This is a genomic window from Methyloceanibacter sp., from assembly GCF_035650995.1.
Classification (GTDB): domain Bacteria; phylum Pseudomonadota; class Alphaproteobacteria; order Rhizobiales; family Methyloligellaceae; genus Methyloceanibacter.
In genome coordinates, this window is the sequence record NZ_DASRGO010000193.1 from 1 (window position 1) to 15,262 (window position 15,262).

17 protein-coding genes and 1 tRNA gene are annotated in these 15,262 nt (G+C 64.9%); 14 read left to right on the plus strand and 4 right to left on the minus strand.

The annotated features are described in order from the left end of the window. Positions 1-173: 173 nt before the first annotated feature. From VFB18_RS14455 to VFB18_RS14475, 5 genes are all read left to right on the plus strand, one after another. A complete protein-coding gene (locus VFB18_RS14455) occupies positions 174-587 on the plus strand; it encodes a dihydrofolate reductase (RefSeq protein WP_324976805.1) in 414 nt (137 codons plus the stop codon). A gap of 123 nt (positions 588-710) precedes the next feature. Beyond that, positions 711-1,184 carry a cache domain-containing protein gene (locus VFB18_RS14460; RefSeq protein WP_324976807.1) on the plus strand — a complete coding sequence of 158 codons (474 nt, stop codon included), beginning with the start codon at positions 711-713 and terminating at the stop codon, positions 1,182-1,184. 257 nt (positions 1,185-1,441) lie between these two features. Next, positions 1,442-1,663: a hypothetical protein gene (locus VFB18_RS14465; protein WP_324976808.1), complete on the plus strand. Its 222-nt coding sequence runs from the start codon at positions 1,442-1,444 to the stop codon at positions 1,661-1,663. A gap of 113 nt (positions 1,664-1,776) precedes the next feature. Further along, on the plus strand, positions 1,777-1,998 hold the full coding sequence (locus VFB18_RS14470) for a hypothetical protein (RefSeq protein ID WP_324976811.1): 222 nt from the start codon (positions 1,777-1,779) through the stop codon (positions 1,996-1,998). A gap of 103 nt (positions 1,999-2,101) precedes the next feature. After that, on the plus strand, positions 2,102-2,374 hold the full coding sequence (locus VFB18_RS14475) for a hypothetical protein (RefSeq protein WP_324976814.1): 273 nt from the start codon (positions 2,102-2,104) through the stop codon (positions 2,372-2,374). Between the two features lie 99 nt (positions 2,375-2,473). Here the strand turns inward: VFB18_RS14475 and VFB18_RS14480 are convergent, their stop codons facing one another. Then, positions 2,474-2,698: a hypothetical protein gene (locus tag VFB18_RS14480; RefSeq protein WP_324976817.1), complete on the minus strand. Its 225-nt coding sequence runs from the start codon at positions 2,696-2,698 to the stop codon at positions 2,474-2,476. 41 nt (positions 2,699-2,739) lie between these two features. After that, positions 2,740-2,815: transfer RNA gene (locus VFB18_RS14485), tRNA-Lys, on the minus strand. A 151-nt stretch (positions 2,816-2,966) separates the two neighbouring features. Here VFB18_RS14485 and VFB18_RS14490 point away from each other — a divergent pair. The 5 genes from VFB18_RS14490 to VFB18_RS14510 all read left to right on the plus strand — a co-directional run bounded on the left by VFB18_RS14490 (position 2,967) and on the right by VFB18_RS14510 (position 7,928). Beyond that, the gene (locus VFB18_RS14490) at positions 2,967-3,299 is read left to right on the plus strand and encodes a DUF3311 domain-containing protein (protein WP_324976819.1); all 333 of its coding nucleotides are present in this window, start codon (positions 2,967-2,969) and stop codon (positions 3,297-3,299) included. Continuing rightward, the gene (gene mctP / locus VFB18_RS14495; RefSeq protein ID WP_324976821.1) at positions 3,296-4,822 is read left to right on the plus strand and encodes a monocarboxylate uptake permease MctP; all 1,527 of its coding nucleotides are present in this window, start codon (positions 3,296-3,298) and stop codon (positions 4,820-4,822) included. Before VFB18_RS14490 ends, mctP begins: the two co-directional genes overlap by 4 nt. Before the next feature lie 108 nt (positions 4,823-4,930). Then, the gene (locus tag VFB18_RS14500; RefSeq protein ID WP_324976823.1) at positions 4,931-5,260 is read left to right on the plus strand and encodes a hypothetical protein; all 330 of its coding nucleotides are present in this window, start codon (positions 4,931-4,933) and stop codon (positions 5,258-5,260) included. A 331-nt stretch (positions 5,261-5,591) separates the two neighbouring features. Further along, positions 5,592-6,560 (plus strand): KPN_02809 family neutral zinc metallopeptidase, encoded by a 969-nt coding sequence (gene ypfJ, locus VFB18_RS14505; protein WP_324976843.1) that lies wholly within the window; start codon positions 5,592-5,594, stop codon positions 6,558-6,560. Positions 6,561-6,701: 141 nt separating this feature from the next. Next, the gene (locus VFB18_RS14510) at positions 6,702-7,928 is read left to right on the plus strand and encodes an amino acid ABC transporter substrate-binding protein (RefSeq protein ID WP_324976825.1); all 1,227 of its coding nucleotides are present in this window, start codon (positions 6,702-6,704) and stop codon (positions 7,926-7,928) included. A gap of 51 nt (positions 7,929-7,979) precedes the next feature. Here the strand turns inward: VFB18_RS14510 and VFB18_RS14515 are convergent, their stop codons facing one another. Further along, complete coding sequence (locus VFB18_RS14515) at positions 7,980-9,110, minus strand: SPOR domain-containing protein (RefSeq protein ID WP_324976828.1); 1,131 nt, start codon at positions 9,108-9,110, stop codon at positions 7,980-7,982. A gap of 373 nt (positions 9,111-9,483) precedes the next feature. Here VFB18_RS14515 and glmU point away from each other — a divergent pair, with 373 nt between their 5' ends. From glmU to VFB18_RS14535, 4 genes are all read left to right on the plus strand, one after another. Then, positions 9,484-10,857: a bifunctional UDP-N-acetylglucosamine diphosphorylase/glucosamine-1-phosphate N-acetyltransferase GlmU gene (gene glmU, locus VFB18_RS14520; protein ID WP_324976831.1), complete on the plus strand. Its 1,374-nt coding sequence runs from the start codon at positions 9,484-9,486 to the stop codon at positions 10,855-10,857. A gap of 66 nt (positions 10,858-10,923) precedes the next feature. Next, positions 10,924-12,744, plus strand: a complete 1,821-nt coding sequence (glmS, locus tag VFB18_RS14525; RefSeq protein ID WP_324976834.1) for a glutamine--fructose-6-phosphate transaminase (isomerizing) — start codon at positions 10,924-10,926, stop codon at positions 12,742-12,744. Between the two features lie 101 nt (positions 12,745-12,845). After that, positions 12,846-14,105 carry an SPOR domain-containing protein gene (locus tag VFB18_RS14530; protein ID WP_324976836.1) on the plus strand — a complete coding sequence of 420 codons (1,260 nt, stop codon included), beginning with the start codon at positions 12,846-12,848 and terminating at the stop codon, positions 14,103-14,105. A 99-nt stretch (positions 14,106-14,204) separates the two neighbouring features. Continuing rightward, complete coding sequence (locus VFB18_RS14535) at positions 14,205-14,996, plus strand: DUF502 domain-containing protein (RefSeq protein WP_324976839.1); 792 nt, start codon at positions 14,205-14,207, stop codon at positions 14,994-14,996. Between the two features lie 73 nt (positions 14,997-15,069). Here the strand turns inward: VFB18_RS14535 and VFB18_RS14540 are convergent. Further along, positions 15,070-15,262: hypothetical protein (locus VFB18_RS14540; RefSeq protein ID WP_324976842.1), on the minus strand; the 193-nt coding region annotated here is incomplete at its 5' end.

The following is a 15,262-nucleotide window of genomic DNA, read 5'->3' on the forward strand; positions in this document are numbered from 1 at the left end:
GAGGATCATCAGCCCGATGGCTTCGAGCCTGCGGTGCGGATGGGCGTCGCGGTGAATGAAGTGGCGGGGCCGAGTCATGGGACGCGTTTTGTGCACCACTCTTTGCCAAAAGGCCAACGGCCGATAAGGTCGGCGCGAGCGCGCATTGCGCTCGCTCGCGCACGGAGGACGGAGTGGCTGACATTCGCGCCATATGCGCCATCGGCCTAAGCGGCCAACTCGGCTTGAACGGCAGGCTTCCCTGGGAAGGCAACAAGGGACGCGAATATGTTGCCGATGTGGCGCGCTTCTTCGAAGTGACGCGCGGCCACGTGATCATCGCCGGCCCTGCAACCATCGCGTCGATCCCCGCCTTCGCCTACGAGGACCGCACCATCTGCGAGATTCGCTCGAACCAGCACCCCGAGGAGGTGCTTGCCTGGTTCCCCGACCGCGTCGTCTTCGTGGGCGGCGGCCCGCCGGTGTGGGAGGCCTACGCCCCCTATATCCGTCACTGGGACATCACCAGGCTCCCCTATGATGGGGAAGCCGACCGCTGGTTCGATCCGAGCTGGCTCACAGCCTCGCCCAAGACGGCGAAGCCCTAGGGCATGTGCCGGCATTGGCAATTGCGAAAGCATGGCGCTGAGAAAGGGTAGAGAAGCGGAGCGGATTTCCCTAGTCTCCGAGGCGAGACCCGATGTCGTTTGGGCGCAGCCCTGGAGACGGACATGGGTAAGAACGCGAACAAGTCGGCCGCGGCGGCCGCGATTCTCCTGATCGCCATCGCCTTCGGCGCCACCGCCATCGCCGCCGCGGGCGCCACCAAGGACGAGGCGGTGGCGATGGTCAGGAAGGCCGTTGCCGCCATCAAGGCGGAAGGCTCCGACAAGGCCTATGCCGAGATCAGCGACCCCAAAGGGCCTTACGTCGACCGCGACCTCTACGTCGTCGTCTACGCGCTCGACGGCCTGGTGATTGCGCACGGTGCCGACAAGAAGCGCATCGGCACCAACCAGATCAACGACAAGGACGTCGACGGCAAAGCGTTCGTGAGGGAACGTCTTGAGCTTGCCAAGACGCATGACAGCTTCTGGCAAAGCTACAAATTCCTCAATCCGGTCACAAAAAGGGTCGAGCCGAAGCAGATGTATTGCGAACGGCTCGAACAGACGGTCGTCTGCGGCGGCGTCTATCAGCCCTGAAATCGCCGCCCGCACAGGGACATGCGGGTGTAGACGCCCGCAATCAATTAACTGTTTCGCTTTAGGACAGCGAACGGTACCATCGGCGGCCGGGCGGGCTCTGGCCGGGCACTCCATCCTGCCCCCGGAAAATCTCATTTCCACGCTATTCCATCCCCACATGCGCCCGCGGACGACTGAAGGAGGTCGCCATAAAGAACGTCGGAGAAGAAGCATTCACCGCCGAGCAGATCGGCTGGCGGTTTGCTTTGGGGACGGTGCTGATCATCGGGGGCTACGGCGCCTGGTCGCTCATTCCCGTCATCATCGAGGCGGATCTCGCGCCGAGCGTGAAGGCGGCTCTGTCCGGCCTGATCGGGGCGACGCCGTTTCTCACCAAGGTCGTGGCGGTCGCGCTGATGGGGCGCCCGGCCTACAATTTCCTCAAGCGCACCGCCTTCCAATACCTGCGCAAGGCCGCCGGACGCGCTCAGGACTAGCGGCAACTTTTAGCAAAATGCTTTGGAGCGGCCCTGGACTTCTCGGCAGGCCGCATGGACTTTGACGGCGCGCCCGGGTTAAATCCCTCGGGGTCAGCAAGGGAGGTTGAGACGTGATCAAGACGGTCTTTGCAGGAATGCTCGGAGCCGCCGCGCTCCTCTTCGTCGGTCAGCCGGCCAAGGCCGACTGGCTGTGCGGACCTGATCAGTGCGTGTGGGTGACCTACACGGTCGTCGACGTGCCGGCCTATGCGGTCACCTGGGGTCCGCCGGCCAATCCGTCCTGCTTCTGGAAGCAGGGCATCTTCGGGCGCTGGAAATATATCTGCCCGTAGAGCAAGCACTCGTTGCCAGGCAAGAGCTCCGGCTCGGCCATGTGCCGGCGGGCAGCCTTGCGTGCCTGAGACTCATCATGCAATCAGGGAATGAGGTTAGGTCATGAAGTGCAAAGTCACCATGGCTGCAGCGGCGTTTGCCGTGCTCGCGGCCGCCGTCGGTCTGTCCGGTCCGGCCGAGGCCGGCAGCTGTCAAATGGTCCGGGCCAAGGGGTTCGCCGGGTCTTTGTCCAAGGCCACGCTCTACGCCCAAGCCGATCTCAAGCAGACGGCCAAGGCGATGAAGAGCAAAGTGAAGTCGGCGACGACAAGCTGCCAGAGGGTCATGGGCGGAAACTACTACTGCAAGATCGATGCGGTGGTCTGCCGCAAGTAGTCCCCGCGAAGCATTGCGATGTCTCGGGCGCCGGGCAGACCCGGCGCCCTTTTCTTGCCCGCACGGCTGCCGGCGAAGTTTCGGGCGCCTTTCGCGATGTCAGGCGTTGCCGTGCGACGTCATGGCGCCGATTTGCGTATCGATCTCGATAATGGCGGCGCGCAGCTGCTCCAACTGCTGATTGGTGTCGGCCGCCGGGATGCCCTCTTGCGGCACGATGGTGATGCCAGGCATGTAAAGCGCGGTTTGCAAAGATTCGAGCTCGGCGATCTGGCGCTCGAGTTCGGCGCGTCGTGCCTTCAAGGCTTCGAGGTCGTCCATCATCGATCAGCTCCCGATCTGACGCGAGCGGAGTCGGACGCGATTGGTGAGCCCGATGGGATTCGAACCCATGACCCCTTGATTAAAAGTCAAGTGCTCTACCGGCTGAGCTACGGGCTCCTCGCCGCGACATATGGGCCGCTCGGTGCCACGAGGTCAATATTCGCCCGCTTCCGTCAAAAAGGGGCTAAAAACGCCGTCGCTTGCTGGGAGCGGTTTCAGTAAGCTCGCGCGGCGCCAAAAACGGAAATAATCGGGGGGAAACGCGGTCATGACCGACAGCAAGCGCAAACTGCCGCGGCGCGCGGGCGCCGAGCCAGGCCGGGGATCCCAGAGCCGCGGCAGGCGATCGGTCAGTCTCTTCGCGTATTGGCCCCGCCTTCTGTTCATCCTCCCGGTGGCCCTGATTCTGTGGGTGCCGTCCTACAACCGGGTCGAGCCCGCTCTTGGCGGCATTCCCTTCTTCTATTGGTACCAGCTTGCCCTGATCCTTGCAGGCGCCGCGCTCGTTTTCATCGTCTACCGGCTCGAGACGCGGGTGACCGGCGTTGTCCCGCGCGCGGGGGATTCCGTCGATCCTGGCGCAACGGGGGACGTGCTGTGAGCCTCAATCTTCCGGCAACGGCCGTTTTCGTTGTCCTGTTCCTGCTCGTGACCTGGCTTGGCTTCGTCGCCGCGCATTGGCGGAAAGCCGATCTCAATCAGCTGCACGAATGGGGGCTCGGCGGGCGGCGCTTCGGTACGGTCGTCACCTGGTTCCTGCTCGGCGGTGACCTCTACACGGCCTACACCTTCATCGCCGTGCCGGCGCTTGTCTTCGGAGCGGGGGCCTTCGGCTTCTTCGCCGTCCCCTACACGATCCTGATCTATCCCTTTCTCTATCTCGTGTTCCCGAGGCTCTGGGTGGTCGCGCGCGAGCGCGGCCACGTGACGGCGGCCGACTTCGTGCGTGACCGCTTCGGCAGCCGCATGCTCGCGCTCGCCGTGGCGCTCACCGGCATCATGGCGACGATGCCCTATATCGCGCTCCAGCTCGTCGGCATGGAGGTGGTGATCGGCGCGCTCGGCTTTCCCACCACGGGCTTCGCCGGCCACCTGCCGCTCATCATCGCCTTCATCGTACTCGCGGCATTCACCTATACGAGCGGCCTGCGCGCGCCCGCGCTCATCGCCGTGGTGAAGGACACGCTGATCTTCATCACCATCTTCGCGGCGCTGGTGATCATTCCGGCGAAGCTTGGCGGCTACGGGGCGATCTTTTCGGCGGTGCCTCAGGATAAGTTGACCCTCCCCGCTGCCACGGCGGAGAATTTCGGCAAGCAGAGCGCCTATGTGACGCTCGCACTCGGCTCGGCGCTCGCGCTTTTCCTCTATCCTCATGCCATGACCGGCATCCTCAGCGCCTCGAGCGGCGGCGTGATCAGGCGGAACGCGGCTTTGCTTGCAGCCTATTCGTTCATCCTCGGGCTGATTGCTCTCCTCGGCTACATGGCGATTGCGGCCGGCGTGGATAAGGATCCGGCCTTCGCCGCGGGCTTTGCCCAATACGGTGCGAACTTCTCGGTGCCGGCGCTGTTCCTCGCCTCGTTCCCGTCCTGGTTCGTGGGGGTGGCCTTCGCGGCCATCGCCATCGGTGCGCTCGTTCCTGCCGCGATCATGTCGATCGCCTGCGCCAATCTCTATACCCGCAACCTCTACAAGGAGTTCATCAAGCCCGATTGCAGCGAGGCCGAGGAAGCGCGCATGGCCAAGATCGTCTCGCTCGTGGTGAAGGTCGGCGCGGTGGTCTTCATCATCGCTATTCCGCAAGCCTACGCCATCCAGCTCCAGCTCCTCGGCGGCATCTGGATCATCCAGCTTCTTCCCGCGATCCTGCTCGGCCTCTTCGGCCGCGGCTTCAATGCGACGGCGCTCTTGATCGGCTGGGCGGCAGGCACCGCGCTCGGCACCTACATGGCGGCGACCCAAGGCTTTACCTCGTCGGTCTTCCCGCTCACGATCGGCGAGGTCACCATTCCGGGCTACGCCGCGCTATATTCCGTGGCGGTCAATTTCCTCGTCGTCCTGCTGCTGACGCCCGTGCTCGATCTCGTTTGCAAGCGCGCCGGCGTGGCGGCGCCGCGGTGAGCGAAGCCGAGGCGTGGCGTGAGGTCACGCGATGCTCGACCCGTCCGCAATTCCCCGGTAGGTTGAGCAACGGCGAGTCAGAAAAAAGGCTCCGAGAGGGAGGGAAGAATGGCAAACGACAATCAGTCCAGCCGGACATTTCTCGCGATTGTCCTGGGAGGCATCGTGCTCGCCCTCGTGATCGCAGCCTATTTCATGTACGGACACAAGGGCGAGACCGACGTCAAGGTCCAGCTCCCGCCGACCGCTGAGCAGCCGGGCGAGGCGACGCCGCCCGCCGAGACGCCCCCCGCCGCCGACACCGCGCCATCCGACACTCCTGCCGCCGAAGCGCCTGCCGACGAGGAGCCGACCGAGGAACCGTCCGAGCCTCCCGCCGAGGAATCGATGCCCCCCGAGGGCCAGCCCGGCGAGACGCCACCACCGCCTCAGAATTAGCGTTGGCCAAGCCCATCGTGGCGGAGGAGGAGGGGCCGAAAAAGAAGAGCCCCGGCGCGGGGAGTGCCGAGGCTCGTACGCATTACACAGAACGCACTACCTACCCAGACCGAACATAACTGGGCATATGCAGAATGCCTTGTGGCTATGGCAGTTTTTTGACGATTCCTTGTCAAACAACAAGGATTTGCACCCCTGAACTCACCCTCTCTCGCCCGCGCGGCAGACCGCTCACGGTCGAGCCTTGCCGGCAAGTCTTGTGCGGCGCCCCAGGCCATGCACAATGAACGGAATTTCGGCCGGCGGGCCGAAGCTCGCTGAGGATGCTACGATGCGCTGGCGCGGCGGCAGAGAAAGCCAGAATGTCGAAGACCGTCGCGATGAAAGCGGCGGGTTTTCCTTTCCGGGCGGCGGCGTCGCCTTTCCGAGCGGCGGCGGCTCGGGCCGCGGCGGTGGCATCGGCATCATCGGAATTCTCATCATTCTCGCCTTGATGTGGTTCTTCGGCATCGACCCAACCGTGCTCATGCAAGGGGGACCGGGCGGCGAGGGCAATTTCCCCGATATTCATCTGCCGCAACAGGCTCCCAACGCCGGCGAAGAGACCGCCCCCGGGCCGCAAGGCCCCCCGATCGAGCATCCCAAGACAACGAGCGAGGACGACCTCAAGCAGTTCGTCTCGGTGGTTCTCGCCGACACCGAGGACGTATGGCAGGACATCTTCCGCCGCTACGGCGAGACCTATAGCGACCCCAAGCTCGTGCTCTATTCGGGATCGATCCGCTCGGCCTGCGGCACCGGCATGGCGGCGATGGGGCCGTTCTACTGCCCCAACGACGAGAAAGTTTATATCGACCTCGAATTCTACCAGGAGCTGAAGGACCGCTTCCGCGTGCCCGGCGACTTCGCCCAAGCCTATGTCATCGCGCACGAGATCGGCCATCACGTGCAGAAGCTGCTCGGCATCATGGATCAGGTCCAGGCCGTCCAGCAGCGGATGGACCAGACCGACGCCAACGCCATTCAGGTACGGGTCGAGCTACAGGCCGATTGCTTCGCCGGCATCTTCGCCAACCACGCCCAGGAGAGTAAGAACATCATCGAGCCCGGCGATATCGACGAGGCGCTCAACGCGGCAAGCGCCATCGGCGACGACAAGATCCAGAAACAGACGCAAGGCTACGTCGTTCCGGACGCCTTCACTCACGGCTCGTCCGCCCAGCGCGTGCGCTGGTTCAAGAGGGGCTATGAGAGCGGCAAGCTCGAAGCCTGCGACACCTTCAACACCGACCAGCTTTAAGGGGAACTTTTGGCCGGTTTTCCGCCTTCTGGGACCGGCGCTCCAGCGGGCGATTGTACGGCGCGCCGTTGAGAGCGTAGTCTGTTGCCTGCAACAAGATTCGCTGAAGCGAACTCAAAGAGGCGGCGGGGGATCTGAGACGTGCGCCGAGCGCATCGGCTTTGGCTATGCCTATTTGCCGCGCTGATACTCGGTGCGAGTGAGCGTTCCGCACGTCCCCAAAACGAAGACGTCATCGTCATCGGCGCCGCCGTCTCGCTGACCGGAAAATTTGCCCAGAACGGCGTCAACACAAAGAACGGCTACGACCTCGCCGCCCGCAAGATCAACGAGAACGGCGGCATCAAGATCGGCTGCAAGAGCTTTAGGATCGTGCTGCGCTACTACGACGACGAGTCGATGCCTGCGCGCGGCATCGAACTTGCCGAGCGCCTCATCAGCCAGGACGGGGTGAAATTCATGCTCGGGCCTTACAGCTCGGGCTTGACCAAGGCGATCCTGCCCGTCGTCGAGAAGCACAAAGTACCAATGATCGAGGCGAACGGCGCCGCCCGCGAGCTGTTCACCAAAGGCTATCGCTATGTCTTCGCCGTGCTGTCGACCTCGGACCAGTACCTCGCGCCGGCGATCGATCTCGCCGCCGAGCACGCCGCCGACCTCGGCAAGACGCCCGAAAGCCTCCGCGTCGCCATCGTCATGGAAAACGATCCGTTCGCCCAGGATGTGCGCGCCGGCGTTCTCGACGGCGTGCAGCGCTACGGCATGCAGGTCATCATCGACGACCAGTTCCCGCCCGAGCTCAACGACATGTCGATGACGCTGACCAAGATTAAAGTGCTCAAACCCGACGTGCTTGTGGTCTCGGGCCAGGAGACGGGGGCGCTGACCGCGATCACCCAGATTGATGCGATGAAGGTCTATGTGCCGATCCTGGCCATGACCCATTGCGATTCGGCGCAGATTGCCGAGAAGCTCGGGGAGGCCGCGGAATACGCCTTCTGCGCCCACCAATGGCACGAGACGCTGGGCTACAAGGACGAGGTCTTCGGCTCGGCGGGCGACTTCGCCAGGCTCTTCCAGCAGACTTACGGCTATCGAGTCCCCGACCAGGCGGCGGAATCGGCGGCGGCGGTGCACGTCTATGCCGACGCTCTGGCGCGGGCCCAAAGCCTCGATCCGGAGAAAGTACGCGACGCCATAGCGGCGACCGAGCTCGAGACTTTCTACGGCCCGGTGAAATTCGACGGCAGCGGCCGCAACGTGGCGAAACCCATGGTTCTTACCCAGGTGCGGCACGGCGAATATGTCGTGGTTTCTCCCGCCCGCTGGGCGACCGACAAGCCCATCATCCCAAGGCCCCCGCGCTAGCATCGCTGATATGAGCGGCGTGCCGATCGCTGGACGTTTTGGTCAAGGCGATTAGAGCGAGTCGCCGGCGTAGACCGTGGCTTCGCAGGGCTGCGACGCCTTCTTGAACAGCGCGCAAGCTTGGTTGGCCTCTGCCGCGCTGGCGAAGGGCCCCGCGATCAGCCGCCACTTCTTGTCGGGCGCGAGCACGCGGCGCGGCTGAAGCCCGGCAACGAGCGCCGCGTGATTGGTGAGGAAGGTGCGCCACAGGGGCCGAAGCGCATCCTGCTTCGCCACGGTGCCGATCTCGATGCCGTAGCGGGTGCTGCCGTCATTGGCTGTCGGCGGCAAGGCCACCGGATCGAGCGCCGCCGTCTCGGTCGCAGCCGGCGGCGTCGGCGAGGCCGCGCCGGCTGCCTCAGCCGCCGAGGGCGAAGACGCCTGGGACGGAGCAGGGGAGGATACGTTGCCGTCTGGCTGGCTCTCGACGGGTGGCACCTCGGCCTCCGACACCGTCACGGGCGGAGGCATCTTGCTTTTGCTCTCGGAATCGTCAGTTGCGGCCTCCGAGGCGGTGACGGGAGGTTGAGTCGGAGCGGCCGTTGGTTTGGGTTCGGCCGGCTTGGCCTCGGCCGGCTTGGGTTCCGCTGCGGCAACGGCCGCGGGAGCGGAGGCCGGCGTATCGGCAGGCTTGGCCTCGGCCGGCTTGACGACCGGCTCAGGCTTCTCGGGCGGCGGCGGCGGGGTGATCGCCGGCGCAGCGACCACGGCCTCAGGCTTCTTCGGGGCTGGCGTCGCCGCCACCGAAGCGTGCGAAGCTTCAGGCTGGGCCTGGGTGGGAGCTTGAGCGGTCGAAGAGGCAGAGGGGGTGGTCGCCTCGGCCTCAGGCTTGTGCCCGGTCAATTCGGCCACCTGTTGCGACAGCTCGTGCAGCGTCTGCTTGATTTCGGCAAGCTCCTTGTCGCGCGCTGCGAGCACGTCCGAAAGCTGCTCGGCCGTCAGCGAGGAGGAAGAGGCCGCGGACAACGCCGAGGTGGCATCGCCGAATGAACCGCCGATGGCAGCAGTCTGACCCCCAAGCGCCGCGGGGTTGGTGAAAAGGGTGAAGAGGTAGAGTCCCGAGACCGCTCCAAGCGCGATCCAGAAGACGGCGAGCACGCCCTTTGCCTTGTTGCTACCCTCGCTTCGGCGTCGTCTCAGCATCGGCTCGAAGCCTCCCGTCCTTGAAAATCCGGCCCAAAAACGACCTCAATAAGGCTATTTGCGTCGCTTTCCCACCCGCGATTCACCGAGATTGACTCCCTGGGCTCTCTCCGTCAATTCGCCGCGGGAACGCCTTGCGAGGAACCGAAGCGGGGTTATGGCTCTTATCGGCGCTTTGGACTAGACAGGTCGCCGCCGGCCAGTGCGGCCGGCGCGATTCGGCCGGCTCGCGGCTTCGATCGACCCCGAAGGGTAGCCTAAAGATAGGAATGCGCCGTGTTGCCTTTGATCGCGAGCGGGCCGGAAAGGCATGGTCTTTGCTCGATCCTTGCGGCGTAGCCCTGAGCGTAATCTGGCAGCGGTCCAACACGTCATGACGGAAACCTCTTCTCTCGCCATCATCCTCGCCGCCGGCAAGGGCACGCGGATGAAATCGGCCCTGCCCAAGGTGCTGCATAAGCTCGCCGGCGCGCCGATGATCGCACACGTGCTCAGCGCGGCCGAAGCCGCCGCTATCGGCAAGCTCGCGCTCGTCGTCGGCCCCGGCATGGACGACGTGGCGCAGGCCGCGATCACTCTCAACCCTAAGCTCCAGGTCTTCGTGCAGCCGGAGCAACAGGGAACCGCCGATGCGGTGAAGGCGGCGCGCTCCGCCGTCGAGGACTTCAAGGGACATGTGCTCATTCTCTATGGCGACACGCCGCTCCTGAGGCCCGAGACGCTGAATGCCGTCGAGGCCGAGCTTGCCGCCGGCGCCGATCTCGTGGTCATCGGCTTCGAGGCCGAAAACCCGACCGGCTACGGCCGCCTTCTGCTCGACGACAGGGGACGGCTGATCGCCATCCGCGAAGAGAAGGACGCTTCCGATGAGGAACGCGCGCTCACCCTCTGCAACTCCGGCATCATGGGCTTCCGTTCGGGCAAGAGCTTGCTCGGTCTCCTCGGCCGCATCGGCAAGAACAACGCCAAAGGCGAGTTCTACCTGACCGATGCCGTGGCTCTCGCCGCCGGCGACAAGCTCGAAACGAGAATCGTGTTGTCGAGCGGCGCCGAGGTGCTCGGGGTCAATTCGCGCGCCGAATTGGCCGAGGCCGAGACCGCCATGCAGCAGCGCTTGCGCGCGCGCGCGATGGCAGGCGGCGCCACCATGATCGCGCCGGAGACGGTATTCCTGAGCCACGACACCAAGATCGGCAAGGATGTTCTGATCGAGCCCAACGTGTTCATCGGCGAGGGCGTCACCATCGCCGACGGCGCGGTCATCAAGGCCTTCTCCCATCTCGATGGGGCAAGCATCGGTGAAGGCGCGACGGTAGGGCCCTTCGCGCGGCTGAGACCCGGAGCCGACCTCGCCAGGAACGTGCATGTCGGCAATTTCGTCGAGATCAAGAAAGCCGAGATCGCCGAAGGCGCCAAGGTCAATCACCTCACCTATATCGGCGATGCGAGCATCGGCGCGCGCGCCAATATCGGCGCCGGCACCATCACCTGCAACTACGACGGCTTCGGCAAGTACCGGACGGAGATCGGCGCCGGCGCCTTCATCGGCTCGAATTCCTCTTTGGTCGCTCCTGTAAGGATCGGCGAGGGCGCCTATATCGGGTCGGGCAGCGTCATCACCAAAGATGTCGAGCCCGACGCGCTCGCTCTCACGCGAGCGCCGCAAGAAGAGCGCAAGGGATGGGCCAAGCGCATGCGCGATGAGCGCGGCAAACATGCCAAGGACCGCGGAAACAAAGGGACATAGCTCGTGAATTGCGGCGTTGGATTTCGCCCTTTAGCTAATTGCAGGGTTAGGCGGGAGTAGGGGGCGATGTGCGGGATCGTTGGCATTCTCGGCAAGGGACCGGTCGCAGAACAGCTTGTCGACGCGCTCAAGCGTCTTGAGTATCGCGGCTACGATTCGGCGGGCGTCGCCACCGTCGATCACGGACATCTCGATCGACGCCGCGCCGAAGGGAAGCTCCGCAATCTCGAGCAACGCCTCAAGACCGAGCCGCTGATGGGCTCGACCGGCATCGGCCACACGCGCTGGGCGACGCACGGCAAGCCGAGCGAAGCCAACGCCCACCCCCATATGACCGATCTCGTGTCGGTCGTGCACAACGGCATCATCGAGAATTTTCGCGCGCTGAAGGCCGAGCTTCAGGCGCAAGGCGCGGTGTTCACCTCCGACACCGATACCGAAGTCGTCGCCCATCTCATCACGCGCGAGCTTAAGGCGGGCGCCGATCCGGTGCGCGCCACGTTCAATGCGCTGAAGCGGCTAGAAGGCGCGTTTGCCCTCGCCATCATCTTTGCCGGCTACGATGACCTCATGATCGTGGCGCGCCAAGGCAGCCCGCTCGCCATCGGCCTCGGCGACGGCGAGGTGTTCGTGGGCTCGGACGCGATCGCGCTCGCCCCGTTCACCGACGCCATCTCATATCTCGACGACGGCGACTGGGCGGCGCTGACGCGCAAGGGTATCGCCATCCGCGACCGCGACGGCAAAGCGGTCGAGCGGCCCATCACCCGCTCGCAGGCCAACGCCCTCGTCATCGACAGGGGCAACTACCGTCACTTCATGGCCAAGGAGATCCACGAGCAACCCGAGGTGATCGGACACACGCTCGCGGCCTATCTGGACCTCGCCACCGGTCGCGTCGATATTCCGGCGCTTCCCTTCGACCTTGCCACCTTGCAGCGGCTGTCGATCTCAGCCTGCGGCACCGCGTTCTATGCCGGGCTCGTCGCCAAATACTGGTTCGAGCGCTGGGCCAAGCTCCCGGTCGATGTCGATATCGCCTCGGAGTTCCGCTACCGCGAGACGGCGCTGCCGCCGGGCGGCGCGGCGCTCTTCATCTCGCAGTCGGGCGAGACCGCCGACACGCTCGCTTCGCTCCGCTATTGCCGGGCCCACGGCCAGCACGTCGTCTCGGTGGTCAATGTGCGCGAGTCGACGATCGCGCGCGAATCCGACGCCATCCTGCCGACGCTGGCGGGACCCGAGATCGGGGTGGCATCGACCAAGGCCTTCACCTGCCAGCTCGCCGTGCTCGCTTGTCTTGCCGTTGCCGCCGGTAAGGCGCGCGGCGTCATCGGGCCTGAACTCGAGACGGAACTGGTACAGTCGCTCGCCGAGGTGCCGCGCCACATGGCGAGCGTGCTCCGCGACGAGCGCCCCTACGAGACGCTGGCGCACAATCTCGCCAAGGCCCGCGACGTGCTCTATCTCGGGCGGGGCTTAAGCTATCCGGTCGCGCTCGAAGGCGCTCTCAAGCTCAAGGAGATCTCCTATATCCATGCCGAAGGCTATGCCGCGGGCGAGCTGAAGCACGGCCCCATCGCGCTCATCGACGAGAACATGCCGGTCATCGTCATCGCCCCGCGCGATGACCTGTTCGACAAGACCGTGTCCAACATGCAGGAGGTCGCCGCGCGCGGCGGCAAGCTCATCCTGGTGAGCGATGCCGATCCCGCAAGCACCGGCTGTGCCGTCACCACCCATCTCGCGGTCCCTCCGGTTCACCGCTTTGCGACGCCGCTCGTCTACGCGTTGCCGGTTCAGCTGATTGCCTACCACACCGCCACCTTCATGGGCACCGACGTCGATCAGCCGCGAAATCTCGCAAAATCCGTCACGGTGGAATAGACTTAAGCCTCGGATTTGCCCGATTTCTTTGCTTGACCAAAGACATGGCGGATCATCGGAAGTCTTTCCGGCCGCGCCGAACTGTATTGGGCGCGGCGTTTATGCTTGTCGCTTCGGTTCTTCCGGCGGCCGCCGAGGATGCGGGGCTGAAGAACGGCGCCGCGGCGCTCAGCGCCGGCAAATACGATAACGCCGTGCGCATGTTGTCTTCCACCGTCAACTCGGACAACGCCACTCCGGCCGACGCGGCGAGGGCGCTCTATCTGCGGGGCATTGCCTATCGCAAGCTCGGCCAGTCGGCCCGCGCCATTTCCGACCTCGGCGCGGCGATCTTCCTCGGCCTTCCCGAGGAGGATCGCGTCAAGGCGTTGGTCAATCGCGGCCTTGCCTATCAAGCGGCGGGACTTGCAAGCCAAGGCGAGGCCGAGATCGCGCAAGCGCGCAAGGCGGGCGGCAGCGGCGTGGTCGATCAACTGATCGCCGAGGGCGGCGGGTCGACGGCAGGCGCTGCCTCGGTCGCCGCCTTCTCCACCTCTGTCACGCCGGAACAGCAAGGCTACGGCTCCAACGCCCAGGCGGCGGCAACCTCCGATGCACCGCCGCGCACGGCGAGCGCCTCGGGGCAGTGGACAACAACGGCGAACTCCGAGACGGGTGGCGAAAGCGCAAGCGGAAATCGCGTGAGCCGCTGGTGGGGCTCGCTGACCGGCTCATCTTCCTCCTCGGAATCGGCGAGCGCCCCGGCACCCGAAAGCGCGCCCCCGCCGGCGAGCGCAGTGGCCAAACCCCCGGCAGCGCCAAGCACGGGGTGGGGTGCCCAGACGCAAGCAGGCGAGGCCGTCGCGGCGGCCACGCCGCCGGCTCCGAGCACCGGTTGGGGCGTTCAGACGGAGCCGACCAATGCGGCCCCTAGCAAACCCGCTCCTGCAGAGGGCCCGCCGCCGAAAGCGCCGAGCACGGGATGGGGCGCTCAAACGCAAGGCGGCGAAACCGTGGTGGCAAGTGACGCGACCCCGAGTCAGAGCCGGTTCAGCCGCTGGTTCTCGCGGACGGCAGAGGCCGATCAGGCCGCGCCCCCACAGCCCGCGCCGGCGTCGGGAGGGAGCGGCGGCTTCCAGTTGCAACTCGCCAATAGCCGCTCCGAAGCGGAGGCGCAGGCGCTGTGGAAGCAGGTAGCGAGCGCCAATGCCGCGCTCTCGGGCAAAGCGCCCCGGATCGAGAAAGTCGATATCGGAAATTTCGGCACGTTTTACAGTCTCAAGACCGGACCCTTCCCCGACAAGGCTGAAAGCACTAAGGTCTGCAATGCGCTGAAGCGAAGCGGCGTCGATTGCCTCGTCGTCTCGCCCGACGCGCAGTAATCCTTTTCCGCGCGTCGGATTGTTGCGCGTCGGCGCATCCGTGAGCCCTGCTCGCTGCTGCTATTGACTGCCGCTCCCCGACGCGCTTTCCAGGGCGCCATGACACCAACCGAGAAGACGACCATCGTCCCCAAGCCGCGCGAGGCAAAGTCCGCGCCTGCGGCCGACATCGACCTCAATCTCGAGCAGGAGCCCGCTTCCTCGCATTTCATGGCACGGCTCCGCGGCTATTTCCTTACCGGGCTGATCGTCGTCGGACCCGTCGCCGTCACCATCTACGTGGTGTGGTGGTTCATCAATATGGTCGACGCCTGGGTCAAGCCGCTCGTCCCGCAAACCTATCTGCCCGACACATATCTTCCCTTCCGCGTGCCTGGCGTCGGCCTCATCGTCGGCATCCTCGGGCTGATGGTGGTCGGTGCGCTCACCGCCAATCTGTTCGGCCGCACCATCGTAAGCTACGGCGAGATGATGCTCGACCGCATGCCGGTGGTGCGCGGCGTCTATCGCCTGGTCAAGCAGATCTTCACCACCATCTTCTCCAAGAGCGGCACGTCGTTCAAACGCGTCGGGCTGATCGAGTTTCCCCGCCGCGGACTCTACGCACTCGTTTTTCTTGCCGGAGACCCGCCGCAGGAGGTCGACGAGAAGATCGGCGGCGGCAACCCGCTCATCACCGTGTTCATGCCGAACGGCCCGAACCCGACCACGGGCTTCATCGTGTTCATGCCGGCAAACGAGGTAATCCCGCTCGACCTTCCCGTCGAGGATGCGGCGAAGCTTATCGTGTCGGCCGGTCTTGTCGGCCCCGACCGCCAGCAGGAGGAGCTCCGCAAGCTCGCCAGGTCCAAGTCCGGCAAGCCGGTGCAGGAAGAAGAGCCGGTGGTTTAAGCGTCTTCGCCGTCTATTTTTTCGTCATGCTCGCGACAAGCCTGGCCATGACGGAACTCCGTGGTATGCGCAATCACCCGGCGCGCATCAGCCTGACGGCATCGTCGCGCTCGAAGAGATAGAGCAGGAGCCGCAAAGTCTCGGCCTTTGCACCGGAAAGCTCCGGATCGCGCGCAAGGATGAGCCGCGCCTCGTCGCGCGCCGCTTGCAGCAACAACTCGTGCTCGGGCAGGCTTGCGATGCGGAAGGCGGGGAGCCCGCTCTGC